Annotated in this window: 18 protein-coding genes; 8 read left to right on the top strand and 10 right to left on the bottom strand. The window is 30.8% G+C overall.

Annotated features, from left to right (window positions below):
• Nucleotides 1-7: 7 nt before the first annotated feature.
• From BA195_RS01445 to BA195_RS01430, 4 genes are all read right to left on the bottom strand, one after another.
• A complete protein-coding gene (locus BA195_RS01445) occupies nucleotides 8-2,473 on the bottom strand; it encodes a DUF5686 and carboxypeptidase regulatory-like domain-containing protein (protein ID WP_068701710.1) in 2,466 nt (821 codons plus the stop codon).
• A 124-nt stretch (nucleotides 2,474-2,597) separates the two neighbouring features.
• On the bottom strand, nucleotides 2,598-5,186 hold the full coding sequence (locus BA195_RS01440; protein ID WP_068701707.1) for an AsmA-like C-terminal region-containing protein: 2,589 nt from the start codon (nucleotides 5,184-5,186) through the stop codon (nucleotides 2,598-2,600).
• Nucleotides 5,187-5,310: 124 nt separating this feature from the next.
• Nucleotides 5,311-5,937 (bottom strand): PAS domain-containing protein, encoded by a 627-nt coding sequence (locus BA195_RS01435; protein ID WP_068701706.1) that lies wholly within the window; start codon nucleotides 5,935-5,937, stop codon nucleotides 5,311-5,313.
• Between the two features lie 73 nt (nucleotides 5,938-6,010).
• Complete coding sequence (locus BA195_RS01430) at nucleotides 6,011-6,622, bottom strand: PAS domain-containing protein (protein ID WP_068701704.1); 612 nt, start codon at nucleotides 6,620-6,622, stop codon at nucleotides 6,011-6,013.
• A gap of 134 nt (nucleotides 6,623-6,756) precedes the next feature.
• Between BA195_RS01430 and BA195_RS01425 the strand changes: the two genes are divergently transcribed.
• From BA195_RS01425 to BA195_RS01390, 8 genes are all read left to right on the top strand, one after another.
• Entirely contained in the window at nucleotides 6,757-9,033 is a 2,277-nt protein-coding gene (locus BA195_RS01425) for an NADP-dependent malic enzyme (protein ID WP_068701702.1), read from the top strand.
• A 53-nt stretch (nucleotides 9,034-9,086) separates the two neighbouring features.
• Nucleotides 9,087-9,668, top strand: a complete 582-nt coding sequence (ruvA, locus tag BA195_RS01420) for a Holliday junction branch migration protein RuvA (RefSeq protein ID WP_068701700.1) — start codon at nucleotides 9,087-9,089, stop codon at nucleotides 9,666-9,668.
• A gap of 5 nt (nucleotides 9,669-9,673) precedes the next feature.
• Nucleotides 9,674-16,816: a T9SS outer membrane translocon Sov/SprA gene (gene sov / locus BA195_RS01415; RefSeq protein WP_068701697.1), complete on the top strand. Its 7,143-nt coding sequence runs from the start codon at nucleotides 9,674-9,676 to the stop codon at nucleotides 16,814-16,816.
• 24 nt (nucleotides 16,817-16,840) lie between these two features.
• A complete protein-coding gene (gene gcvH, locus BA195_RS01410) occupies nucleotides 16,841-17,221 on the top strand; it encodes a glycine cleavage system protein GcvH (RefSeq protein WP_068701695.1) in 381 nt (126 codons plus the stop codon).
• Nucleotides 17,187-17,564: a VanZ family protein gene (locus BA195_RS01405; RefSeq protein WP_084442999.1), complete on the top strand. Its 378-nt coding sequence runs from the start codon at nucleotides 17,187-17,189 to the stop codon at nucleotides 17,562-17,564. Before gcvH ends, BA195_RS01405 begins: the two co-directional genes overlap by 35 nt.
• A 64-nt stretch (nucleotides 17,565-17,628) precedes the next feature.
• Entirely contained in the window at nucleotides 17,629-18,351 is a 723-nt protein-coding gene (locus BA195_RS01400; protein WP_068701693.1) for an energy transducer TonB, read from the top strand.
• 105 nt (nucleotides 18,352-18,456) lie between these two features.
• Nucleotides 18,457-19,203: an energy transducer TonB gene (locus BA195_RS01395; protein WP_068701691.1), complete on the top strand. Its 747-nt coding sequence runs from the start codon at nucleotides 18,457-18,459 to the stop codon at nucleotides 19,201-19,203.
• 45 nt (nucleotides 19,204-19,248) lie between these two features.
• Nucleotides 19,249-19,830, top strand: a complete 582-nt coding sequence (locus tag BA195_RS01390) for an acyltransferase (RefSeq protein WP_068701688.1) — start codon at nucleotides 19,249-19,251, stop codon at nucleotides 19,828-19,830.
• 103 nt (nucleotides 19,831-19,933) lie between these two features.
• On the opposite strand, the gene BA195_RS01385 is transcribed toward BA195_RS01390, so the two are convergent.
• From BA195_RS01385 to BA195_RS01360, 6 genes are read right to left on the bottom strand one after another with little or no spacing between them, the layout of a single operon-like run.
• Nucleotides 19,934-21,313, bottom strand: coding sequence for an MptA/MptB family glycosyltransferase (locus tag BA195_RS01385; protein WP_068701686.1), 1,380 nt, complete (start codon nucleotides 21,311-21,313; stop codon nucleotides 19,934-19,936).
• Nucleotides 21,313-22,803 (bottom strand): cellulose synthase family protein, encoded by a 1,491-nt coding sequence (locus tag BA195_RS01380; protein WP_068701684.1) that lies wholly within the window; start codon nucleotides 22,801-22,803, stop codon nucleotides 21,313-21,315. The genes BA195_RS01385 and BA195_RS01380 overlap by 1 nt, the downstream gene beginning before the upstream one ends.
• The gene (locus BA195_RS01375; protein WP_068701682.1) at nucleotides 22,803-23,495 is read right to left on the bottom strand and encodes a glycosyltransferase family 2 protein; all 693 of its coding nucleotides are present in this window, start codon (nucleotides 23,493-23,495) and stop codon (nucleotides 22,803-22,805) included. Before BA195_RS01375 ends, BA195_RS01380 begins: the two co-directional genes overlap by 1 nt.
• A 3-nt stretch (nucleotides 23,496-23,498) precedes the next feature.
• Complete coding sequence (locus BA195_RS01370; RefSeq protein ID WP_068701680.1) at nucleotides 23,499-23,999, bottom strand: toxin-antitoxin system YwqK family antitoxin; 501 nt, start codon at nucleotides 23,997-23,999, stop codon at nucleotides 23,499-23,501.
• Nucleotides 23,989-25,593, bottom strand: a complete 1,605-nt coding sequence (locus BA195_RS01365) for a 4Fe-4S binding protein (RefSeq protein ID WP_068701678.1) — start codon at nucleotides 25,591-25,593, stop codon at nucleotides 23,989-23,991. Before BA195_RS01365 ends, BA195_RS01370 begins: the two co-directional genes overlap by 11 nt.
• 4 nt (nucleotides 25,594-25,597) lie before the next feature.
• Nucleotides 25,598-26,941, bottom strand: a complete 1,344-nt coding sequence (locus BA195_RS01360) for an NAD(P)/FAD-dependent oxidoreductase (protein WP_068701676.1) — start codon at nucleotides 26,939-26,941, stop codon at nucleotides 25,598-25,600.
• Nucleotides 26,942-26,997 lie beyond the last annotated feature (56 nt).

Raw genomic sequence — 26,997 nt, 5'->3', positions numbered from 1 at the left:
AGTAAAATTACAATTTAATTCCGAATAACACTCTGTTTTCTTGTTTTCCGTTAAAGTTAGATCTTGCAAAATCTACGCGTAAAAAACGCCATTTTCCAAAACCAATATTATCTAATCCAACAGCAAATTCGGTATACGGTTTGTTGCCTGCTGTAAACAAACCTTTTGCACCTGTTACTAAATGAAAGTTTAATTTATTTAACAACGGAACTTTACTTAATAAGGCGCCTTTAAAATTATATTCTCCATGTAATTCTCCGTATTTGTCATTGGTGCTTAACTGATAATAAGGTAACATGTAAAAGTTGTTTAAATAATTATTGTTAGGCGCAATTAACAAGCGATTTCCGTTAAAATGAGCGTAGTCTATAAATGGGATATCTTTTTTCTCTAAAAACATACCTCCTTTTGCTTTGTATTTAAACTCTCCCCAATTACTTAAGGATGTTTTTTGAGTTAATTGAGCATACACTACATCTGAGTTCCATTTGGTATTATCAGTACTAAAATTCTTTTTATATCCCACAAATAACGATGGGTATTTATTGCTACTTACAGTATACTTTCCGTTAGGATAAGATACATATTTTTGATCAAAATTAATGGTACTACCAACAGAAAAAGTCCACATTTTATGAGGTGTAAAACCAGTTGTAAAATCGGAAGTATTTTGTGGATTGTTAGAGGTGTAATCAACATCACTTTTAGGAAACATTACATAATTAGTGGTGTTAAATAATGGTTTTCTATCTGCATATTCTAATGAAGAAGACATGTGAATGCCATTAATTACTTCTCTTGAAAAAGATACTTTAGCAAAAGTTTTTTCATAAATTTTTAAATAGTTTCTTTCAAAAAGAACTGAGCTAATAGTATTCCAGAATTTTGAAATAGGTTGTTTTGCATTGAATTGTGAAGTTGTAATACCTCCACTAATTGTTAAAACAGGTTTGGTTGTATTGTTCCATTTGTATGAAAAGTAACCAGTAGGTCTCAATTTTTTATCAGAAAAGCCATAGTTAAAATTTGTACTAATATTAAAACGTTTTCCTTTTTTGTTTACAGATTTGTAATAGTTTATTCCTATAGAAGAGTTCCAACCTTGTACAGTGTTAAAATTTATATCTGTTATAGGTGATGAAAAGTTAAGTCCCCATTTGTTATAGGTATCATTGTATGAGTACCCTGTAAGAATATTTAAAAGGTTAAATTTATTTTGTTTTACATCAACAGAGTCTAAATATTTTTTAGATTTTCTGATGATTTTAATACTGTCTTTTAATTTGTAATCGGCCACTTCTTCAGTAGTTAAGGTAACAGGACGAATTTTAGTCCAATACAAACTATCTTTTTCAGTAGCATTTTTAGCGAAAGATAAAATTTCACTTCCAAAGTATTTTTTAGTGTAATTAGGGGTAAAGTTATAGTTTGAATAGGCTGCTGAAAAACGACCATTAAAATTAAACCCAAACATACCGGCCTTAAAGTCGATGGTTTGCGTAACAGGTACCCAAGCTTTGTTTTTAAATGAGTAATTGTAGTTTTGTTTAATACGAAGAGAGTCGATCATAGGTATACCTACCTGCCCTCCGGTAGCAACAATATCAGCACCGTAAATTGCCCAGTCATCTTCAACAATGTAAAGGAAACCGCTAAAAACACGATCATTTTTTCTTTTAGGAAGTATTTTTATTTTACTAATTAACTTACTGTTTTTATCGTAAAATGTTCCTTCTAATTTGTAATTATAATAGCCAAAAGCACCATTTGCAATGGGTGAAACCATTTGAGCATCTGCTAAATCAAAAGAGTTTTCATATAAATTAAAATTAACTTCTTTTGCTTGGTTAAAGCTAATTCCGTTATCGCTACCAGAAACTTTTGAGGCTATAATGTGTTCTTTAAAATTACGAGGTTTTTTTTGGAATGAGATTTTAGAAATTGTTTCAGAAAGGTATACGATTCCACTTCTTGTAGAGTCTAATCCGCCACCCATATCGCCAATTTTTTGGCCTAAAAATTTTTTCGGAAGATTTTTTACTTTAAATAATCCGCGAGAATAAAAATCGGCTTTGTATTGAGCAAATTTATCAGTGTTTTTGCTTTTGTTGGCAATCACGTTTCTAATAATTTTATTCGCGGGATTTTCATCCGAAGAAATTAAAACTTCATCTAAGGTAACTTCTTCCTCAGAAAGCTCCACATTTACAACAAAAGGAAAAGAAGAAATGGTAACAGGTTTTTTAATTGTTTTGTATCCTAATATTTGATAAACAATGGTATGTTTTCCTTTTTTCGTTATGGGTAATTCATAATTTCCACTATTGTTTGTGGTAGTTCCTGTAATGGAGTTTTCTAAATAAATACTAACAAAAGATAGTGGTTGCTTTTTAGTATTTGTTACTTTTCCTTTAATTTGAGCAACCAAAAAAGAAGTGCTTATTAAAAGTAAAAGGGTAGTTATTCTCTTCATAATTAGTTTTTTATTGCAAACATAAAAGAAGACTTATGTAAAGTGTATTTAAAAAATGTTAAATAACTTACAAAGTCTCCTTAAATATAGACAAGACAAATAATAAAAAGGTTGCCTGTAAATTTTAATTACCTTTTTTCTTTTTACCAAATAAGCCTTTTAAAGCATTGGTAACTTTTTTTACGTTGTCTTCTTTTTTATTTGTTGTTTTGCTAGTATCCTTCTTTTTACTAGGTAAAAATTTACTTAAAGTGTTAGAAACTAATTTATCTTTTTGTTGTTTAATTAAGGTTTGACTTAATTTTGTTACAGAAGAAGATAAATCTGTTTTTACAGACGGATTTGACATGTTACCAGTAATATTAGCAGTTACTGGTACGGTAACATTTTGCTCATCGGTACTTAATTTTGATAGTAAACCCTGTACATCTTTACCTAAATATTTGGCAGGTACATCTAAGGTTAAATTGTAGTTCATGTTTTGGTCAAAACCATGACTACCACCAACATTAATACCGATATCTTTATATTTTAATTTAAACGGTTTTACAACCACTTTTCCTTTGTTAAACGATAAATGAGTTTTAACGTCAGATAAATCAAGGTCATTTAAATTAATAAACGATAGTTTATCTGTTAATAAACTTAACGCTTTTGTTTTCTTTGGATTTATTTTTGTGGTTAATAATTCAGCAAAAGCTTTACCCGTAAGCGAAGTTAAGTTTGGTGTAAAATCAGTATTTAAAGCTCCTGATAAATTAATATCAGAATTTAATTTACCATTCATGGCACCTACAACAGGTCCTAATGATTGTAGTAATTCTAAGCTAGAAAAAGATTCAGCAATATCAAACGATTTTATACCTAATTTCATGTCGAAAGTAGGTTTTTCGTTTTGCGTATTTACTTCTCCATTTAAAGCAACTTGACCGTTAAAAATACCTACGGTAACGTTTTGTAAAATTGCTTTTTGGTTTTTTATAAATAAGGTTCCTTTTACATTTTTTAAGGCTAAATTATCGTAATGCACTGTTTTTGCATTGGCTAAAAGTGTACAGTCTAAAAATGCAGGGATTTTGATTGAAGTTCCATTAGTATCATCTTTAGGAGTAGTTTCTTCCTCTTTCTTTTCGGTAGTACCTGAAGTTTCTTGCATAAAATCGCCAATGTGTAAATTGGTTGAATTTACGTTTAGTTTTCCTTGTAATTTTTTATCAGAGAGTAAAAAACCTAGTAAGTTTTTAAGAGTACCATTGGCTTTTAAATCACTTTTACCCGTAGTTGCGTTAAACTTGGTTAAGGTAATTACACTGGGCTTAAAATCAACCGCAGCTTCTTTAATATGAAAAGCGTTTATAAGATCATTTGAAGAAAACACAAAATCGTTAATTTGTATTGTTCCATTATTTTTTATACGATTTATAGCACTGTTTTTAATAGCATTCATATCAAATTGCGTGCGTAAATTCGCCTTTAAAATACCACTCAATTTTTGCTCTAAATTAACAGGGTAGGCTTGGTTAATTTTTGCAAGATTTAAAGTTCCTTTTATAGTTGCATCTAGTTTAGGGTTTGTTGTTATATTCTGCACCGTTGCTTTACCAGAAAAAGTATCTTCGTCAATTTTAAATGAAAGATTGTTAATACTCGCAAAAGTATTTTTAAGTTTACCGGTGGTGTTTTTTACCTGTGCATTTATGTTAATGTTTCGAACAGTTTTAGGTAAATCAGGATATTTGAATGAAGCGTTTTCAGACTGCACAACAATATCTAATTTAGGTATGTGCGTTGCATCTAAAATTCCGTTAACTTTTCCTTTTACACTAAAATTTCCTTTTGTGGTAACGTTGGCAATACCTTTTGTGTAAGCTTGCGGAATTAAACCTAAAAAGTTTTTAAAGTCTGATGAAGGTGTTTTAAAGTTGATGTCAATTTCTTGATTGGTATTGTTTAATTGCACATATCCATCAAAAATTAAAGGCAGGTCATTTAGTTTTAATTCGTTTTTTAGGAAAGAAAATTTATTGTTAACTAAATCCATCCCTAAAACAGCATCGAGTTGTATTTTTTGGTTTTTAGCGTATGAATTTCCATCCATAGCAAAAGAAATATCAGTTGTTGTATGAGTGTCTAACTCAGTGTTTGATTGTGAAAAATCACCACTTCCACTATGGTTAAAATTAGCAAATTCAACAGCTACTTTACCTTGTTTGTCGTTATATTTTATTGCCGTGTTGGTAATTGCATACGAATTGATTGATAATCCAAAGTTTGAAGGGGTTTCATCAACTGTTTTTGTAGTTTTTTCAGAAGGAATAGCAATGTCGTAATTAGCATTTCCTTTTTCATCAACAAGTACGTTTACTAAAGCATCATTAATTGTAAAAGATTGGATACTTAATTGACCAGACGAACTTTTAAGTAAGTCGGTAAGTTTTAACTTTAATAAAATATCTTTTGCAAAAACTAAAGTATCACCTTTAAAAGGAGCTTCGTTTATAACGGTAACATTTGATAATTGTACTGATGCACTTGGGAAGTTTCGAATAAAACTTAGGTTAGCATCGCTAAAATCTACCTGAGCATTTACATTATTATTAACCGTGGTTTTTACTAAATCAATTATTTTATCTTGAAATAAAAATGGTATGCTAATTAAAAGAATAAAAAAAACTAGCGCGATACCTAAAAGTATTTTATAAATCTTTTTCATAAATGTAAATGAGTTAATTATTTAAAAAAAAAACAAAGGTCAGTATTTATTTACAAATAAAAAGAGAAAGAAAAGGTAAAGTTTATGTAAAAAAAAAACAGCCTTTAAAAAAAGGCTGTTTTTTTTATTTAGGATTTGTGTCTCCGAAGAAAAACCAATTTATACCTTTTTTCAATTTATTAGGCTCACTAGCATTATTAGTGTTTTGTTCTTTTTTTGATTCATCTTCAAATAAGTCAACAACAAAATCATCGTAACTTTTACCAATCTCTTCTTTTAAATATGCTTTAAAATACAATTCACTAGCAGCTTCACTTTTAGCAGTTTCAATATCTAAAAGTGTTTTGTATAATGGTTCTATTTTTTCAACAACACTATTAGGTAATGCTTTTCTACGTCCAGTATATCCTGTAATTTTTCCTCTTTCATCTTTATCGATGGTAAAATCGGTAATTACCCAATAATACCTACCGCTACGAGTAAGGTTTTTAACGATGGCATGAATGTTTTCTCCTTGTTTTAAACTTTCCCATAATACTTTAAAAACTACTTTAGGCATATCGGGATGCCTAATAATATTATGAGGCTCACCTATTAATTCTATTTTATTGTATTCAGATACTGCTTCAAAAGCATCATTCATATACAGTATTGTTCCGTTAGCATCCGTTTTACTACTAATAATTTGTGTTTTGTCCCATTTTATTTCTTCATCGAGAATTTGTTGGGGGCGCATAGGGTGGTTTTTCATAATTTGTTCACTTTTTTTGGGAGAACGAAATTACAACTTTATTCTGTCTTATATTAAGCTTAATTAAATGTTTTTATTGCGGATTGGTATCTCCAAAAAAGAACCAATTTAATCCTTTTTTAAATTTACTAGTTTCGTTTTGTTTTTCTTCATCTTTTTTAGATTCTTCTTTAAATAAATCAACAACAAACTCGTCATAACTTTTACCTATTTCTTCTTTTAAATAAGCATCTAAATAGAGTTCACTAGCAAGTTCACCTTTTGTTTTTTCAATTTTCAAAAGAGTGTTATATATCGGTTCTATTTTTTCAACAACACTATTAGGAACTGCTTTTCTACGACCTGTATATCCAGTGGTTTTTCCAGTTTCATCTTTATCAATAGTAAAATCGGTAATTACCCAGTAATACTTACCAGTTTTGGTTAAGTTTTTAACAATAGCGTGGTAATTTTTACCTTCTTTTAAAGCGCTCCACAATGCTTTAAAAGCAACTTTTGGCATGTCAGGATGCCTAATAATATTGTGAGGTTCGCCAATTAATTCAATAGCATTGTATTCACAGGCATCAGTAAAAGCATTGTTTGCGTATAGAATAGTACCATAAATATCAGTTTTACTTACTATTGTTTGAGTTTTATCCCAGTTTACTTCTTTGTTGATGATTGATGTTGGAGGGTTTTTCATGGTTTTTTATTTTAATAATTAAGGCAAAATTAGATACTAAACTATTTTAAAAAAATGATTTTAGTCATGTTTTAAAGTTTTAACTAAATAACAAAAATGTATATTTGTAAGTTCAAACAAACAACAACGAACCTATGAGTGATTCTAGAAAAAGGCACGAAGCTTTGTTATACCACGCAAAACCAAAACCAGGAAAAATAGCAGTAGTACCTACTAAAAAGTATGCAACACAGCACGATTTATCGTTAGCATACTCCCCAGGAGTAGCAGAGCCTTGTTTAGAAATAGCTAAAGACAAAAACAATGTTTACAAGTATACAGCAAAAGGAAATTTAGTAGCTGTTATATCTAACGGAACAGCAGTTTTAGGTTTGGGAGATATAGGTCCTGAGGCATCTAAACCTGTAATGGAAGGAAAAGGATTACTGTTTAAAATATTTGCTGATATTGATGTTTTTGATATTGAGGTTGATGCTACAGATGTTGATAAATTTGTAGAAACAGTTAAAGCAATAGCTCCTACTTTTGGAGGGATTAACTTAGAAGATATTAAAGCACCTGAAGCTTTTGAAATAGAGAGAAGGTTAAAAGAGGAATTAGATATTCCTGTAATGCATGATGATCAGCATGGTACCGCAATAATTTCAGCAGCAGCATTAAAAAATGCAATAGAAATTATTAATAAAGATATTGCAACAATAAAAATTGTAGTAAATGGAGCAGGGGCCGCCGCTATATCTTGTACGCGTTTATATTTAGCTTTAGGAGCAAAAAGAGAAAACGTGGTGATGTGCGACAGTAAAGGAGTTATCAGAAAAGACCGTGATAACTTGACTTCACAAAAAGCCGAATTTGCAACAGATAAAGATGTAAATACGCTAGAAGAAGCAATGCATAATGCAGATGTTTTTATAGGATTGTCAAAAGGGAATGTAGTAACGCCAAAAATGTTACTTTCTATGGCCAAAGATCCTATCGTTTTTGCAATGGCAAATCCTGAACCAGAGATTGAATATCAATTGGCAATAGATACTCGTGATGATATCATTATGGCAACTGGTAGGTCTGATCATCCTAACCAAGTAAATAACGTATTAGGATTTCCGTTTATTTTTAGAGGAGCTTTAGATGTTAGATCCAAAAAAATTAATGAAGAAATGAAAATGGCAGCAGTGCATGCCTTGGCAGATTTGGCAAAACAGTCAGTGCCTGAACAAGTAAACATTGTATATGATGAAGTAAGTCTTTCTTTTGGAAAAGAATATATAATTCCAAAACCATTTGATCCAAGATTAATTTATGAAATTCCTCCAGCAATTGCAAAAGCAGCAATGGATTCTGGTGTAGCCCAAGAACCTATTACCGATTGGGATAAATATCGTGAGGAGTTAATGGATCGGTCAGGTACAGGAAGTAAAGAAATACGATTGCTACATAATAGAGCAAAAAAAGCACCAAAACGTGTTGTTTTTGCAGAAGCAGATCATTTAGATGTGCTTAAAGCAGCACAACGTGTACATGATGAAAAAATAGGGATTCCTATTTTATTAGGAAGAAAAGATATTATATTAGAGCTAAAAAATGAATTAGGTTTTGATGCTGAGGTACTTATTATAGATCCTAAAACAGATGAAGAAACCGAAAGAAGAAATCGTTATGCAGAGGCTTTTTGGAAAACAAGACAGCGCAAAGGAATTTCTTTTTTAGAGGCTCAAAAATGGATGCGTGAACGTAATTACTTTGCTGCAATGATGGTGAATACTGGTGAGGCTGACGCTTTAATTACTGGATATTCTAGGTCATATCCATCGGTTGTAAAACCAATGTTAGAGTTAATTGAAAAAGACAAAGGTGTTACAAGGGTGGCAGCAACCAATATGATGCTAACTAAACAAGGACCTATGTTTTTAGCAGATACAACTATAAATATTAATCCAACAGCAAAAGATTTAGCAAAAATTAGCCAGTTAACCTCTTCTTTAGCAAAAATGTTTGGTATGAAACCGCATATTGCTATGTTAGGTTTTTCTAATTTCGGATCGTCAAAAGCAGAAAGTTCTACAAAAATAAGAGAGGCAGTTTCATACATACACCGTTACCATCCTAATGTTATTGTTGATGGTGAGTTACAAGCAGATTTTGCCTTGAATCCAGAGTTGTTAGCAAAAGAATTTCCTTTTTCTAAATTAAACGGTAAACGTGCAAACATTTTAATTTTTCCAAATTTAGAGTCTGCAAATATAACTTACAAATTAATGAAACAAGTTGATGGTGTTGAATCTATCGGGCCAATTTTGTTAGGTATGAGTAAGCCTGTTCATATTTTACAATTAGGAGCAAGTGTAGATGAAATGGTAAACATGGCAGCAGTAGCAGTGGTAGATGCTCAAAATAAAGGAAATAAAAACTAAAAATTTTTAAACTAAAAAAAATGTCTAACTTGGGCATGTTGAAAATTAATTAAATGATCACACAAATTAAGGGGAAACTTGTGGAGAAAAATCCTACACATGCAGTAATAGATTGTAATGGAGTAGGCTACTTATTACATATTTCTTTAAATACATTTTCATTGTTGCCTGACAATGAAAATGTGCTATTATATACACATTTATCAATTCGTGAAGATGCACATACTCTGTATGGGTTTTTTAATAAGATTGAACGAGAAATATTTAAATTACTTATTTCGGTTTCGGGAGTAGGACCAAGTATTGCACGAACAATGTTGTCATCAATGACATCTGAAGAAATACAACAAGCTATTGCTTCTGAAAATGTAAAAGTCATACAATCTGTTAAAGGAATTGGTGCCAAAACTGCTCAAAGAGTTATTGTTGATTTAAAAGATAAGGTGCTAAAGATTTTTGATTTAGATGAAGTTTCAGTTATTCAAAACAATACAAATAAAGAAGAAGCGTTATCTGCATTAGAAGTACTTGGTTTTGCTCGTAAACAAGCAGATAAAGTTATAGGAAATATTTTAAAAGAAACACCTGATGCTAGTGTAGAAAAACTAATAAAACAGGCGTTGAAAAATTTATAAAAAGGTTGAAAAAAAGCATTATTAATAAATTACTTACAACACTTACTATATTGGTAAGTGTTGTTTCGTTTTCACAAAACACCTCGGGTAATAGCACAAACCCTGTTAAAAATGATACAATTGTACCTTTAAAATATAATTTTAAAAGCAATCAAAAAGGGAGTCTTTTTTTAAATAACCCAACAGTAAAACAAGTAACGTACGATAAGTCAATCAATAAATTTGTAATGGTTGAAAAAATAGGGGATTATTATGTAGGTACTCCTATTTTTATGACACCTGAAGAATACGATAAGTACCGATTAAAAAATGATTTAAAAGATTATTTTAAAGAAAAGGTAGATGCTACGAACCCTAAGAAAAAAGGAAACAAAAAAGCTCGTAAAAATCTATTACCAAAATATTATGTAAACTCTAAGTTTTTCGAATCTATTTTTGGAGGGAATACAGTTGAAGTAAATCCAACAGGGCAGGTAAATATAAAATTGGGAGGAATTTATCAACGAAATGAAAACCCTCAAATATCTATTGAAAATCAAAGCAGTTTTACGTTTGATTTTGATCAACAAATAAGTACAAGTTTACAAGCAAAAGTTGGTAAACGATTAAAGGTAACGGCAAATTATGATACACAATCTACCTTTGATTTTCAAAATGTTATAAAATTAGAGTATACACCTACCGAAGATGATATTATAAGAAATATCGAAGCAGGTAATATTAGTATGCCAATAAAAAACTCATTAATAAATGGGGCGCAAACACTTTTTGGTGTAAAAACAGAACTGCAATTTGGTAAAACCTATGTTACCGCAGCTTTTTCACAACAAAACTCGCAATCTAAAACAGTTATTGCCGAAGGAGGTGCAACCATTGAAGAGTTTGAGTTAAGAGCCTCTGATTATGATAATGATCGTCACTTTTTTTTAGCACAATATTTTAGAGAAAATTATACAGATGCCTTAAGTAATTATCCTTTAGTAAATAGCCCTATAAACATTACAAGAGTAGAGGTTTGGATAACCAATAGAACTCAAAATGTTACTGATTATCGTAGTATTGTAGGTCTTGCCGATATAGGAGAATCTAATGACGTAAACAAAGTAAATCCAAACGAGGTAAATACCGTTCCCAGTCCTATCTCAGCAAATTCCAAGGTATTACCATATAACGGGGTAAATAATTTAAACTCTTTATTAGCAACCACTACAGGGGGTATTAGAGATGTTGCTACTGTAGATTCGGCTATTAATACCATCATGCCAGCTCGCCAAGGGTTTAACTATTCTTATCTTCAAAATGCAAGAAAATTACAAGCTAATGAATTTAGGTTACATCCGCAATTAGGTTTTATCTCTTTAAATAGAAGATTAAATGACGGCGAAGTTTTAGCTGTTGCTTATGAGTATACTGCTGTTGGAGCATCAGGAGGAGAAACAGTATTTAAAGTAGGAGAGTTTTCTAATGATGGAGTCGTAGCACCATCAAATTTAGTGGTAAAATTATTACGTAGTGAAATTTTAAATACAACAAGAAAAAACACGGTTACTAATGAAGATGAAGGTTTTCCTACATGGCGTTTAATGATGAAAAATGTTTATGCATTAGGAGCCTCTCCTTTACAACGTGAAGGATTTCGTTTTGAGTTATTATATCGTGATGATGAAACAGGAACACTACAAAATACACTACAAAAGGCAGAAACCGATAAAAATGATCCAGATGAAGATAAACAAGTTAGAAAAAAGCCACTGTTACGTATATTTAATTTAGATAAATTAGATCAAAGTGAGTATGCTGTACCAAAGGGAGATGGTTTTTTTGATTATGTAGATGGAGTTACTGTAAATTCTGAAAGAGGGTACGTGTTGTTTCCAGATCCCGAGCCATTTGGAAGCGATTTAAAAAATGTACTAACCAGTACAGTCGATCAAGATAAATATCTTTTCGAAGAACTATATTTAACTACCAAAATTCAAGCTAAAAACGAGTATCAAAATAAAGATAAATTCTTTTTAAAAGGATATTTTAAATCAGAAACTAGTAGAGGAATTTCTTTAGGAGGCTTTAATATTCCTAGAGGTTCTGTAAAGGTAACAGCAGGAGGACGACAATTGGTTGAGGGGATAGATTATGTGGTAGATTACCAATTAGGGCGTGTACAAATTTTAGATCCAGGATTAGAAGCTTCAGGAGTACCAATTAACGCAACAACTGAAAGCAATACTCTATTTAGTCAACAACAAAAAACCTTTATTGGTATTGATGTAGAACATCGCTTTTCTGAAGAGTTTATCTTAGGTGGAACATTTTTAAATGTAAGCGAAAAACCAATTACCCCAAAAGTAAATTTTGGAGGAGAACCGATTGATAATGTAATGTTAGGATTAAACCTAGATTACTCAGCAGAAGTACCTAATTTAACAAAATTAGCGAATAGGCTGCCATTTGTTGAAACCGACGCTCCGTCAAATGTATCTGTTAGAGCAGATATGGCATATTTATTACCAGGATCGCCAAGCGGAATTAATGTAGACGGTACAGCAACTTCATATTTAGATGATTTTGAAGCCTCTCAAATACCGATAAACTTAAGCTCACCACAACAATGGTTTTTAGCAAGTACACCCGAATCACAAGGGTTTAACGGAGGTGCAGGTGATTTAACATATAATTATAAAAGAGGTAAAATAGCATGGTATAATATAGATCAACTATTTTACGGTAGCGGAAATAGACCAAACAGTATTGATGAAAATGAACTGTCACGAAATGAGGTGCGCCAAATACGTTACAACGAATTATTTCCAAATACAGATTTAGATATTACGCAACAAAACTTAGTAAGAACATTAGACTTGGCCTATTATCCGTCTGAAAGAGGACCATATAACTATAATGCAAATGCAAGTTCAGTAACTCCCGAAGAGCGTTGGGGAGGAATTATGCGTTCATTAACAACTAATAATTTTGAACAAGCAAATGTTGAGTATATTCAGTTTTGGTTAATGGATCCTTATGAAAACTACTCAATTAGACAAGAAGAAGGGGTGCCAGTAGGTGTTGACCCTCAGGACCCAAGTAACCATGTAGGGAAATTATTTATAAATCTAGGAAATGTATCTGAAGATATATTAAAAGACGGAAGAAAACAATATGAAAACGGTTTGCCTACTGATGGAGATAAAGTTGATGGTGCCAATGTAAACGAAACAACCTGGGGTAATACACCAATAAATCCTTCAATTTTATACGCTTTTGATTCGAGCCCTGATGCAAGAAGGCAGCAAGATATAGGTTTAGATGGTTTAACTGATGCAGAAGAAAAAATAAAATATCCAGCATTTGCTTCTTTAGATGACCCAGCAGGAGATAATTTTCAATATTTTAGAGGTGGTGCTATAGCATCAAGCTCTTCGGTATTATCAAGGTATAAAAATTTTAACGGTACACAAGGAAACTCGCCTACAGCAAGTCAGTCAAATGAATCTTACCCTACATCATCAACAGCATACCCAGATGTAGAAGATATCAATAAAGACCAAACAATGAATCCCGTAAACAGTTATTTTGAGTACGAGGTTTCATTAAATAAAAGTGATTTACAATTAGGTAGAAATCATATTATCGATGTGAAAAGTGAACCGATTACATTAGTTAATGGAGCATCTAGAAACACAACATGGTATCAGTTTAGAATTCCAGTTAGAAATGTGGTTGACGCTCAAAAAATTAATGGAATTACAGATTTTAATAGCATTCGTTTTATACGAATGTTTCTTTCGCAATTTAAAATTCCTGTTGTTTTAAGATTTGGAGAATTAGAATTGGTAAGAGGAGATTGGCGTAGATATACAAAAACATTACCAAATACAGGCGTACCTGCAGATTTAGATAATACGCAGCTTAATAAGTTTGAAGTTGGGGTTGTAAGTATAGAGCAAAATCAAGAAATTTATAAACTTCCTCCAGGTATTCAAAGAGAACAATTGCAAGGGACTAATAGAATTCAACGTCAAAATGAACAATCGGTAACTTTAAAAGCAACAGATTTACCTGCTGATGAAGTACGAACTATTTTTAAAAATATAAGTATTGATATGCGTAGGTATAAAAGTTTACGTATGTTTTTACATGCCGAAAAACCTAGTACAGCAAGTACACAAGACGGAGATGTGGTTGCTATTGTAAGGTTAGGAACCGACTTGAATGATAATTATTATGAAATCGAAAAACCATTAATATTATCAACTGAAAGAACTACTTCATTAGATGTTTGGCCAGAAATTAACAATTTAGAAGTACCGTTAGAAGAATTAGCAAACTTAAAAATAGAAAGACCAACAGGTACAGGAACAAGTATTACCGATATTTTTTCAGGAACAAGTTCAAACGGATTAAAAATATCAGTAAAAGGAAACCCTACTTTAGCCCAAATAAGAACAGTAATGCTAGGAGCTAAAAACGTATCAAATTCAGATAAAACAGTTGAAGTTTGGTTTAATGAATTGCGTGCCGTAGGTTTTGACAATAAAGGTGGTTGGGCAGCCGTTGTAAATGCAGATGCAAACTTAGCTGATGTTATGGATGTATCTTTAGCAGGTAGAATGTCTACCATAGGTTTTGGTAATGTTGAAGATCGTGTGCAGCAAAGAAGCATCGAAGAAATTAAACAATACAGCGTTGCAACTAATGTTCAGTTAGGAAAAATGATGCCTAAAAACTGGAATTTACAAGTTCCAATGAGTTATAGTTATGGAGAAGAGTTTAGAGACCCTAAGTATGATCCACAATTTCAGGATGTTAAATTAGAAGACGCGCTAGATAAAAACCCAAATAGCAAAAACGCACAAGATTATACGCGAAGAAAAAGTATTAGCTTTATTAATGTTAAAAAGAATAAAAATCCGAAAAGCACAAAAAAACCTAAGTTTTATGATGTAGAAAATTTTTCGGTTTCGTATGCACATAGCGAAGAATTTCATAAGGACTATAATATTGAAAAATTCGAAAATAAAAATGTAATGGCAGGGGCGAGTTATAACTTTAATTTTAAACCTTTTGTTATTGAGCCTTTTAAAAAATCGAAAACGTTTAGCAGTAAATATCTACGATTTATAAAAGATTTAAATTTTAATCCAGTTCCCAAAACAATTGCATTAAATTCTCGAATTAATAGAAGTTATAATTCACAACAATCAAGAAACTTAATAGAGGGTTTAACAGCACAACCAGAACTCATTCAACGTAGATTTTTATTTAATTGGGATTATACGATTGGTTTTGATTTAACTAAATCATTACAATTAAATTTTAACGCAACAAATAATCATATTTATGATAATTTTGGGCAAAATGAATTAGAAGTTTACGATCAGTTTTTTACAGTTGGTAGGCCTGATAATTATCATCAAAAGTTAAATGCAACTTATAAATTACCACTTAATAAGTTGCCGTATTTAAGCTTTTTAAGTGCGGATTATGGATATAATGCTGATTTTGATTGGAAAGCAAGTTCTCAAAGTAGTTTAGAGTTACCTAACGGACAAAATATAAGTTACACTGATGTGGTAGGTAATATGATACAAAATGCCAATACACACAATTTAAATACTAATATTGATTTTGGACGTTTTTACAAAACGTTGAAACTAGATAAGTTGTTGTTAAAAGGAACCAAAAAGAAAGTTGCGAAAAAAGGAGCAGCTACTTTAGGAGCTAAAGCATCAAAACAAAAAGCAAAATTAAAAAGGAATGCTTCTTTTGGTCATAAAGTGATGAAAGGGATGTACGATGTATTAACCTCAGTAAAAAGAGCGAAAATTAGTTACACTCAAAATAACGGAACCCTGTTACAAGGATATAAACCATCAGTAGGTTTTTTAGGAAGAAATAATTATGGAGGAGGGGCTGCACCAACTTTAGGCTTTGTGTTTGGTAGTCAAACAGATATTTTAAACAAAGCAATTGAAAACGGGTGGTTGGTAACAAGAACAAGTCAAACTGATGAAAATCAACCATATTACAGTAAAAATTACGGTAAAACAAGATATAAAAAGTTAGATTATAACATTTCAGTAAAACCATTTAAAACACTAACTGTTGATTTACGAGGAAACCGTATTCAAACCAGTAATTTAAATCAACAATTAGATGTAATTTCTGATGGAAATGGAGGTTTTCATCAAGACCCTAATATTAAGGCCTTTGAAACAGGTAATTATAGTATTAGTCATTTTATGTTAGGAACAGCTTTTACTGATAGTGAAGTTTTATACCAAAATTTCTTAGATAATCGAACAACCATTTCAAACAGGTTGTCCGCAGCCTCTGGTTTACCAAACACTCCAGGAGGGTCAGGATATAAAACAACAGGGCAACAAGCCATGTTACCAGCTTTTATAGCGGCATATTCTGGTAATAATGCTAGTTCTGTAAGTACTGGTATGTTTAAAAACATACCAATACCTAATTGGACATTACGTTTTAATGGCTTTATGAAGAATAAGTGGTTCAAAAAAACATTTTCTTCTTTTACCTTATCACATGGGTATAAATCATCCTATACTATCGGAAATTATACAAATAATCTCCAATATGATTTATCTGCACCAACAAATACAAATACTTCTGGTAATTATCAATCAGAACTATTACTTTCGTCAGCAACTTTAATAGATGAATTTTCGCCATTAGTAAAAGTAGATTTTAGAATGAAAAATTCATTTTCATTTAAAGGAGAAATAAGAAAAGATAGAAGTTTAACATTAAACTTTAATAATAACACATTAACCGATATTAAAGGAACAGAATATGTTATTGGGTTTGGATATAAGATTAGAGATGTTAAATTTGTAACTCGATTTACAGGTAAAAAAGAAACATTAAAAGGAGATATTAATTTAAGAGCAGATATTTCGCTAAGAGATAATTTAACTCTAATACGAAGTGTTGATGAAGAAAATAGTCAAATAACAGGAGGAGAAAATTTATTTGGATTAAAATTTATAGCAGATTACAATTTAAGTAGTAGTTTAACGGCGTCGTTTTATTATAACCATCAAACGTTTCAATATGCGGTGTCAACTACATTTCCGAGACAGTCAATCAATGCAGGAATTAATATAATATACAATTTAGGAAATTAAAATAAACACAATAAAAATAGAACAATGAACATTCCATCAGAATTAAAATATACAAAAGACCACGAGTGGGTTAAGGTAGAAGAAGGCGTAGCTACTATTGGTATTACAGCTTTTGCGCAAGGAGAATTGGGCGATATCGTGTATGTAGATGTTGATACTTTAGATGAAACTTTAGATATTGAAGAAGTTTTTGGTTCAGTAGAAGCAGTTAAAACGGTATCAGACCTTTTTATGCCTTTATCAGGAGAAGTAATTGAGTTTAATGAAGCATTAGAAGATGAGCCAGAGTTAGTAAATTCAGATCCTTATGGAAAAGGATGGATGATAAAAGTAAAACTATCTGACGATTCACAAACAGCAGACTTGTTAAGTGCTGAAGCATATCAAGAACTTATTAAGTCGTAATTTAATAAGAATAGCAATACTAATTACGATTGGTATTGCTGTTTTTAGCTTAATAAAAATTGAAAATCAACAAATTCAAATAAAAAATATAGATAAGCTAAAGCATTTGATAGCTTATTTTATTTTAACTTTTATTTGGTTGTTGGCATTTAAAAAAACAAAAACTAGCAAATTATTTATAGCTTTTTGTTGTTTTTTTTTCGGCATAGTTATTGAAGCTCTTCAAGTTACAATAACAACACATCGTTCAGGTGAGTTGTTAGATATTGTAGCAAATACGATGGGTATTTTAATAGCTTACATTATTTACTTTCTTTTTTTTAAGAAAAATGTAGCTATTTAAAGGATTAGCTTGTAAAAGTTAAAATAATTTAATTAAATTAGCGAACTATTAAAAAATATTTAGGATGGAAATTAAGAAAAATCCAAAATCAAACTTAGAAAACTATAGTAAACTGTTTATGCAGTTAGGTTTGGTTTTAGCTTTATTTGTAACGTATATTGCAATTGAAAATAAAACATACGATAAAGAGTATGGAGATTTAGGAATGGCTAATATGGCTTCTGAAATAGAAGAAGAAACTATAGAGCTTCAAATAGAACCGCCAAAACCAAAACCTAATACACCACCACCACCAGCACCAGATAAGATAGAAGTTGTAGAAGATGAAAAAGAAGTTGAAGAAACAATTATTGAATCTACAGAAACAGATGAGTCAGAAGCCGTAGAAGTAGAGGATATCGAAGAAGCAGTTGAAGAAGAAGTTTTGGTAGAAGATGTACCTTTTGCAATTATTGAAGAAGTACCAATTTTTCCAGGATGTAAAGGAACAAAATCTCAAAAGAAAGCTTGTTTAAATAAAAAATTACAGAAACATGTTCAGCGCTATTTCGATTCAGAATTAGCAAATGAATTAGGCTTAGCACCAGGTAAAAAGAGAATTTATGTTCAATTTAAAATTGATAAAGATGGTTCTATAACAGGTGTAAATGCAAGAGCACCTCACCCAAGATTAAAAAAGGAAGCTATGCGTGTAGCTAGAAAGATACCTAAAATGAAACCAGGTAGACAAAGAGGTAGAGCGGTAAGAGTAGGTTATACCTTACCAATTACTTTTAATGTAGAGTAAATTTTACCAAAAAATATAAAAAAAAGCAACCTAATTAGGGTTGCTTTTTTTTATTGGCACACTTCTTGTTTTTAACATAGTATTAACTTAAAAAAAATTAAAGCTATGAAAAAACTAAAAAAATCTCCAAGAAAACAACTAGAAAAATTTTCATCAATTTTTACTCAGTTAGGTTTGGTACTTACTTTATTTATTGTTTTTATCTCGTTAGAGTATGAAACAGAAAAGAAAATAGCAGATGTGCCTATTCCTTTTGATAATTCGATTGAAACTGTATTTACATTTTCTCGCCCTATTGTTGTTAAAAAAGTAGAAAAGAAAGTAAAGGCAGTGGTAAAAAAACAAATAGTTAAAACAGTTGTGCTTCCTAGAATTATTAAAAGCACCGAAGCTGTAATTGAAACAATTATTAAGCCTACCAAGGATAACACACCTATTGTTGATTCGAACCAAAATATAGTTACACCAAAAATAATAGAACCCTTAGTTGAGAATACAATGTCAATAAATAACGTACAAAACACCCCTGTTTTTAAAGGATGTGAAGGTTTATCAGAAATAGAAAACAAAAAGTGTTTTGAACGTAAAATTCAACAACATGTACAGCGTTATTTTAACGCAGAAATAGCACAAGATGTAGGTTTAAGAGCTGGAAAGTATAAAATTTTTACACAGTTTATAATTGATAAATCAGGTGTAGTTTCTGAAATAAAAATTAGAGCACCACATAAGCGATTGGAAAAAGAAACAAATAAAGTAGTAACAAAAATACCTAACTTTATACCTGGTAAACAAAATAATAAACCCGTAAAAGTAAAATACACATTGCCAATTACTTTTAAAGTAGAATAATTTTAAAAACTCAACTTTTTAAGTTGAGTTTTTTATTTTTGTTTTATGGATACAACAAATTCTTTTTTTGCTCACGAAACAGCTGTAATTGATACTAATAGTGATATTGGTAAAGGAACCAAAATTTGGCATTTTAGCCATGTTATGCCTGATTGTAAAATTGGGAATGACTGTAATATTGGACAGAATGTGGTAATATCACCAAAAGTAGTTTTAGGAAACAATGTAAAAGTTCAGAATAACGTATCTATTTATACAGGAGTAATTTGTGAAGATGATGTGTTTTTAGGGCCTTCAATGGTATTTACCAATGTAATTAACCCTAGAAGCGCAATTAAAAGGCAAGATCAATACTTAAAAACGATTGTAAAAAAAGGAGCAAGTATTGGAGCCAATGCCACCATTGTTTGTGGAAACAATATTGGTGAATTCGCATTTGTAGGTGCAGGTGCAGTTGTTACAAAAGAAGTACTGCCTTATGCATTGGTTGTAGGAAATCCATCAAAACAAATAGGGTGGATTAGTGAATATGGGCATCGTTTAGAGTTTAATGATCAAGGAGAAGCATTTTGTTTTGAAAGTAAGGAAAAATATAAACTAGAAAATAATAGCGTGTTAAAAGGCTAATTTTTTAAAAAAGTACTTGTTTATAAGCAATGACTTCTCTATATTTGAGAAGTGGTTGTAAAACCACATTCTTTTTCATAGCAATTTTTCCCACTTGATTTTATTAAGTGGGTTTTTTTATAGATACTTCCCAAATTAAAAAAACATATAGAATTATATATTCTAAGCCAACAAACCATAAGTTTTCTTTCCATGGTAAATTAGCATAGGCTTGATAGCTTAAAATAATTACAAAACTCCAAATTAACGGAAATCTATATTTTGTAAATACACTTAAAATTAAAAGTGTAGCAGTATACCATGGATGCATTGTAGTAGAGGTAAAGTAATAGAAAGATAACCCAAACAACATGGCTGTAATTAGTTGTATCGTTGATTTATTGTTGCGAAAAAAACTTAGTCCAATCAAAAATAAAACAGTTAAAATGGGCATTATTTTGCCGATTATAGCAATTTCATTATAACCTCTAAATAAATAACCTATTTCTCGTGCGATATAATAAAAGCTAGCATTAAATTCAAAACTTTTAAACCATAAACCAACGGAGTTAAAATAATTCGAAATTAATTCTGATGAGTAAAAAGGCAAAAACAATAAAAGTATAATCGCTAGAATCAATAGATAAAAATAGAGTAATTTTTGTGGTTTTTCGGAGTAAAACTTAAACCAATTCCATGTAATTAAACTTTTATTATGAACCCTTTTTTTTACAAACCATTGAAAAAATAAGGGTAAAAATAATAAAGGAATTAATTTTACCGAAACCGAACAGGCGAAAAGTATTGCTGCTAACACCCATTTTTGTTGCTGTAGTTTATACAAGCTCCACACTAAAAAAAATAACATAACAGGTTCGAAATGTAAGTTACCAGTCATTTCGATAATTATAAAGGGGTTTAAAGCATATAAAAAAATGTTACGAACTGGTAAATTTAACGATGCTAATAATTTTTTTCCGAAATATAAAATTCCAATATCCGCTAAAATAATAATAACTCGCATAACCAAAACACTACCTAAAATACTTTTGTTGGCAAAAATAGCAGCTATTAAAAAGCATAATTGATTTATTGGTGGATAATTGGTGTAATGACTTCCGTTCATTATTCCCATTCCGTTGTATAATTCAACGGCTTGGTTTACTGGGTATTTTTGCTGCTCGATAAATACTTTTGGTAATGATAAATAAGGATTTAATCCCTCAAAAATCATTCTGCCATCCCAAATAAATCGATAAAAATCTTGTGATAAATTTGGTATAGCAACTAGAAAAATCAGTTTAAATAAAATAGAAAGTAAAGCTAAGGTGTTAAAAGAGAATGTATTACTTTTTAATAGCCAATAAAAGCATCCGAAGAGAGAAATCCACAGGAATAAAAGCAAATTAAACTGCGTGCGTTCTAAAAAATATCCAAAGAAAAAATATAAAATTACACATAAAATTATAGCGGTAATTCCATTATATTTTTTCCACAAGAGCATTAAGATTTAGAAAAAAGAGATTTAAAAAACACGTATCCAAAACCAGTAAATAACATTAAGTGAAAAGGAAATAAACCAAAATCACCTCCTTGATCACCAACAATAAAAGCACTATACATACCAAAGGCAAAGTATAGGGTTAAAAAGCCTTCAATGATTACGTTTAAAGATACTTTTTTACGAATGTATTTATTGTTTTTCCAGCCATCTTTAAGACTTTTAATATTAAATTTTGGTGTACGTACAAATTCACTTTTTTTACCAAAATGACCTTCTAAAACAGCTATTGAGTTATGTAAAGAAAACCCCATAGCAATAGAGAAAAATGTGAAAAAAGTACCTACATAGCTAAAAAAGTTTTTAATACCAGCGCCATAGGTTCTTTTATACATATGCCAATAGCAAATGAAAAATATTAAAGAGCTAATAACAAAAAAACTCATTGTGTAAAAGAAAGGTTTTAAATGAGCATACTCATTTTTAATATATAACATAGGAATACTTAGTATACCAACAATAAATACGTTTAAAAACATAGAGCTGTTTAACAAATGTAAGAGCCCATGAATTTTTGATTTAAAGGATAGATTATTGTTGGTAACCAACCGTTTAAACATCTTTTGAAAGTTTTCGGCACCACCTTTATTCCATCGAAATTGTTGTGAGCGAGCTGCACTAATTATTACGGGTAATTCGGCTGGTGTTTCTACATTTTCTAGGTATTTAAATTTCCAGTTTTTTAATTGTGCTCGGTAACTTAAATCTAAATCTTCAGTTAAGGTGTCGCCTTCCCAATTACCAGCTTCATAAATACATTGTTTACGCCATATACCTGCTGTACCATTAAAATTTATAAAGTGCCCTTTGCTATTTCTACCAACTTGCTCTAACGTAAAATGGGCATCTAAAGCAAAAGCTTGAATTTTTGTTAAGGTTGAGTAATTTCTGTTAATATGTCCCCAACGTGTTTGTACCACACCAATTTTAGGATCTTTAAAATAAGGAACAGTTTTTTCTAACCAATCTTCTTGAGGTAAAAAATCGGCATCAAAAATAACAATGAACTCTCCTTTAGCAATTTCTAGTCCTTCTTTTAACGCTCCGGCTTTAAAACCTTGACGGTTTTCCCTTCGAATGTGTACAATATCTAATCCTGTTTTTTTAAGTTGATCGATATGTTTTGCGGTAGAAATTACTGATTCATCTGTAGAATCGTCTAAAACTTGTATTTCTAATTTGTGATTCGGGTATTTAATTTTTGCAATGTTATTTAGCAAACGCTCCATTACATACAACTCATTAAATACCGGTAGCTGAATGGTTACAAAAGGGATTTCTTCGGGCTTAGAAAAATCGAATTTTGGCGAATTATCTTGTTGCTTTTGCGCTTTTAAGTAATTAAACAATAAGTTTAATTGTGCTAAAGCATACATAAAAATTAGTATCAACGAAATAGTATAAATGACTATTATTATATACTCTAAAATCATTATTTAAAACTGTATTTAAATATCCAAGTTAATATTTTAACGCCGGCTAAGATACTACCTTTTACGGTACCAGAAACTTTTGATACACCAATTCTGTTCCTATATTTCATAGGTATTTCGGTATAGCTAAATTTTTGTTTTAAAGCTTTTAATTGCATTTCAACCGTCCAGCCATAGGTTTTATCTTCCATGTTTAAAGCAAGTAATTTATCGTATTTGATAGCTCTAAATGGACCTAAATCTGTAAAATTTGCCTTAAAAAAAAATTTCATTAAAAAAGTAGCTAACCAATTTCCGAAAATTTGTTGTGTAGTCATTGAACCGTTTTCTCTTAATTTTTCAACCCGAGCACCAATTACAAAATCTATATTTTGATTGATGATTGGGTATACTAATTCGGTAAGTTGTTCAGGGTAATCAGAATAATCACCGTCTAAAAAAACAACAATATCTGGTTTGTTTTTTTGATTAGCAATGTGTTCCATACCTTTTAAACAAGCGTATCCATAACCTCTTCTGTTTTCTGTTAAAACAGTTGCTCCTGCCTTTTTTGCATTTTGCTCGGTAGCATCGGTTGAGTTGTTACTAATTACAATTATTTCATCAACAATTGATGGAATATCGTTAATTACAAGTCCAATTGAATCTTGTTCATTGTAAGCAGGAATGATAACTTTAATTGATTGCTTCATTATTTATTGTAAGTCAGAGAGTTTGTTTTCTTTTTTGAAAGATGAAAAGCTATCCCATTCTTTTATTTTTTTTCCGTTTTTAAATTTAGATGCTTTCGTTAATTTTTTATTTTTATACAGTAAACAATAGCCATTTTTTTGGTTGTCTTTTAATTGGCATTTATGATTAACATTTCCATTTTTATCATAAAATAACCACCAATCGTTTTGTTTTCTATTACTAAAATGTCCTTCTTTTTCTTTAGAAGCATCTTTACGGTAAAAGTACCAATATTTATCAGGATGATTATTTTTAAAATGTCCTTCTTTTTTAACGTTTCCGTTTTTATAGTAAAACTTCCAATACTTAACTTTTGCTGTTTTTAAAATCCAACCTTCAGCTTTTATATTGCCATTTTTAAAGTTGATTTTTGTGTATTTTTTTTGCCCTAATATTGTAATGCTGATAAATAATAACAAAAGCAAAAAAATATTTTGAGTATTATATTTTACTTTATTTATCATTCACTAATTTCATTAAATCAACATCGTTTCCTAGTAATACTTCTGTCGGGTTTATACGTCCTTCTTCTGGACCATTTTCTAACTTTAAAACTCCACGCGGACAAACAGCAGAACAAACGCCACAACCAACACAGCTAGAACGAACAATGTTTTCTCCTTTTTGTGCATAAGCTCTTACATCAATTCCTTGTTCGCAATAAGTAGAACAATTACCACAAGAAATACATTGCCCTCCGTTTGTGGTAATTCTAAAACGAGATTTAAAACGCTGTACAAATCCCATATAAGCAGCTAACGGGCAACCAAAACGACACCAAACACGGTTTCCTAAAATAGGGTAAAATCCGGTTCCTATAACTCCAGAAAAAATAGAGCCTATTAAAAATCCGTAGCTAGTTTGTATATCATAAGCAGAAATACCAAAAGCAATTTCTTTCCAGCTTTCTATTTCAGCAAAATAAGTGTATAAAGTTAAGGCAGTCATCCCTAGCGCAAAAACTAAAACTCCGTGTATTAAATAGCGTTCAATTTTCCAAGAAAATAATGATTTACTCGATAACTGTCTATATGGATCACCCAGGGTTTCGGCCAATCCACCGCAACCACAAACCCAAGAACAATACCATCTTTTTCCATAAAAATAAACCATTACAGGAACGATAATTAAGGTTAGTAAAATTCCCCATACCAACATAAAAATACCTAAGTTTCCGCTTTCTAATAAATTGTTGATATTCCAATCGAAAAAGAAAGAATAATTTAACGGAAAGGCATTTTTAAAATCAAACCAAGGTTTGTTAAAAGCAACTAATATTTCAGGAATTAAAAAGGCAAAAGCAATTTGAAAAAATAATACAACTGCTGTTCGTAGTATTTGATAGTTATTATGACGGTACTTGATAAACATTCTTATAGCAAAAACACTCATTACTGCGCAATACATAAATCCGTATAAAAACCATTGGCTAGCAGGGTTACCACTTAAGTTTTTACTAATAGGGTTGGTTGCTAAAATAGGATTTACCAAATAGTTAGGGTAAAAGTATAGGAACATATAAAAGCCCACAAAAAATATAAAAGCTACAATTCCTAAATAACCTCTGTTGGTTGCTGAATGTTGAAAAATACCATTGTTTTTAATCCCTGCTGGACCTAATAATTTGTAATCTGTAGCAAAAGCAATTGTGCCTCCTAAAATTGCTAATCCAAACGTTAAAAAGAAAAATAAACTTTGATTGTTTTTAACCCAACCCGTTGCCGATTCTCTAACCAAAGGATATATAAAATCTTTAGATGTTTTGTTCCATTTTAACCAGATAATTTTATCCCAAGCAATTTCTTTTTGTGCTTTATGGTATTGGTTTGATGCTTTTGCTATTTCGATTATTTTAGAGGATAAAGCATAGGTACTTAAGTTTTTATCTACAATTTCATGCTGTGCCTTTTCTATAAAAAACTCACTTTTTACCTTTTGAGCTGCCCACGTGTCAAAAGTTTTTTGAGAAACGTTATTTGTACCTGTAAATATACTTGCAGTAAAAATTGCAAAACCGATAAAGCATATTAGCAATCCGATGTTTTTAATTGTTTTCATGTAATTATGCTTTATTAAAAATTCGTTTCCAACTCTTCTTTTTTAGTTGAATATTAGTGTCGTTTTCTTTGTTGAATTTTGCAATAATTTCTGGTTCGTGAAGTTTAAAAAATTCAGGGTCAAAATTAGCATCTGCTAAATGTTCTAAAACATGTTCTACCGATTTTTTGTTGGTTAAAACAGCATCAAAAAACTCATGACGCATTCTAATACCAAAAGTGTTAATTCCAATAAACTCATGGGTGTTTTTGTCATAATTAATGTGAATACATTTTTTGCCACTTTGGTGTTCCCAATAAAAACGAGCTTCATTTTCTTTAGGTTTCGCCCAAACCCAACCGTAGGTTTGATATTCAATATCAATAAATTTAGCAGAGTTAAACCAATGCCCGGGTTTGTAGGCAGTTTTGTTATCACAAATAGTTTGCGCAACAGTTTCTCCCATCATTCTACCAGTGTACCAAACAGCTTCAATTGGCCTGCGATTACCAATTGCTTCATGTTGTTCAGCGCAATCACCAATGGCATAAATATCGTTAATGTTGGTTTCTAAAAACGAGTTTACTTTTACACCACGACCAATTTCTATCTCTGAAGATTTTATAAAATCGATATTTGGCGAAACTCCAGCTGTTAATCCAACTACGTTACATGTTATTTCTTCGCCAGTTTCAGCAATTATAACAGATTTTACCTGTCCATTTTCATCAGCTTTAATCTCTTTTAGGTTTACACCTAATCGTAAATCAATATGATTGTTAGTAATTTCTTTGTTAATCATTGCAGACTCTTCTTTTGGTAAAACTCCACCCCAAAAACTTTGTTCACGTACCAAAAAAGTTACGGGTATATTTCTGCTATGTAACATTTCAGCAAGTTCTATTCCTATTAAACCACCACCAACAATTACAGCCCTTTTACATACTTTGTTATTAGGAGCAAATTTTTCTAATTTTTCTAGGTCTTGTTTATGATACATTCCCAAAACACCTTCTAAATCTTGACCTGGCCAACCAAACTTATTAGGTTTAGAACCTGTAGCGATTATCAATTTATCAAAAGAAAAAGATTCTCCATTTTTAAATTCTAATTCCTTTTTTTGAGTATCTATATGGCTAACAAACCCTTTTTTTAATTCGATGTTATTCTTTTTCCAAAACCAAGGTTCATAAGGTTGCGTATGTTCAAATTTCATATGCCCCATGTAAACATACATTAAGGCAGTTCTTGAAAAGAAGTATTCAGTTTCAGAAGAAATAATGGTAATTTTTTTGTCAGATAATTTTCTGATATGCCTTGCGGCAGTAACACCAGATATTCCATTACCGATAATAACAACGTGTTCCATAAAAGTTGATTTGCAGTTAGGTCGTTGTTAAAGTTAAGAACTTAATAGAATAAATA

The organism is Tenacibaculum soleae (assembly GCF_001693415.1).
GTDB lineage: Bacteria > Bacteroidota > Bacteroidia > Flavobacteriales > Flavobacteriaceae > Polaribacter > Polaribacter soleae.
The sequence above is the reverse complement of the archived record's forward strand: the minus strand, read 5'-3'. Positions and strand labels throughout refer to the sequence as shown.

What these genes read in the sequence shown, in the direction of transcription:
- BA195_RS01445 (WP_068701710.1), bottom strand. Translation starts at nt 2,473, where the DNA reads ATGAAGAGAATAACTACCCTTTTACTTTTAATAAGCACTTCTTTTTTG.
- BA195_RS01440 (WP_068701707.1), bottom strand. Translation starts at nt 5,186, where the DNA reads ATGAAAAAGATTTATAAAATACTTTTAGGTATCGCGCTAGTTTTTTTT.
- BA195_RS01435 (WP_068701706.1), bottom strand. Translation starts at nt 5,937, where the DNA reads ATGAAAAACCACCCTATGCGCCCCCAACAAATTCTCGATGAAGAAATA.
- BA195_RS01430 (WP_068701704.1), bottom strand. Translation starts at nt 6,622, where the DNA reads ATGAAAAACCCTCCAACATCAATCATCAACAAAGAAGTAAACTGGGAT.
- BA195_RS01425 (WP_068701702.1), top strand. Translation starts at nt 6,757, where the DNA reads ATGAGTGATTCTAGAAAAAGGCACGAAGCTTTGTTATACCACGCAAAA.
- ruvA (WP_068701700.1), top strand. Translation starts at nt 9,087, where the DNA reads ATGATCACACAAATTAAGGGGAAACTTGTGGAGAAAAATCCTACACAT.
- gcvH (WP_068701695.1), top strand. Translation starts at nt 16,841, where the DNA reads ATGAACATTCCATCAGAATTAAAATATACAAAAGACCACGAGTGGGTT.
- BA195_RS01400 (WP_068701693.1), top strand. Translation starts at nt 17,629, where the DNA reads ATGGAAATTAAGAAAAATCCAAAATCAAACTTAGAAAACTATAGTAAA.
- BA195_RS01395 (WP_068701691.1), top strand. Translation starts at nt 18,457, where the DNA reads ATGAAAAAACTAAAAAAATCTCCAAGAAAACAACTAGAAAAATTTTCA.
- BA195_RS01390 (WP_068701688.1), top strand. Translation starts at nt 19,249, where the DNA reads ATGGATACAACAAATTCTTTTTTTGCTCACGAAACAGCTGTAATTGAT.
- BA195_RS01385 (WP_068701686.1), bottom strand. Translation starts at nt 21,313, where the DNA reads ATGCTCTTGTGGAAAAAATATAATGGAATTACCGCTATAATTTTATGT.
- BA195_RS01380 (WP_068701684.1), bottom strand. Translation starts at nt 22,803, where the DNA reads ATGATTTTAGAGTATATAATAATAGTCATTTATACTATTTCGTTGATA.
- BA195_RS01375 (WP_068701682.1), bottom strand. Translation starts at nt 23,495, where the DNA reads ATGAAGCAATCAATTAAAGTTATCATTCCTGCTTACAATGAACAAGAT.
- BA195_RS01370 (WP_068701680.1), bottom strand. Translation starts at nt 23,999, where the DNA reads ATGATAAATAAAGTAAAATATAATACTCAAAATATTTTTTTGCTTTTG.
- BA195_RS01365 (WP_068701678.1), bottom strand. Translation starts at nt 25,593, where the DNA reads ATGAAAACAATTAAAAACATCGGATTGCTAATATGCTTTATCGGTTTT.
- BA195_RS01360 (WP_068701676.1), bottom strand. Translation starts at nt 26,941, where the DNA reads ATGGAACACGTTGTTATTATCGGTAATGGAATATCTGGTGTTACTGCC.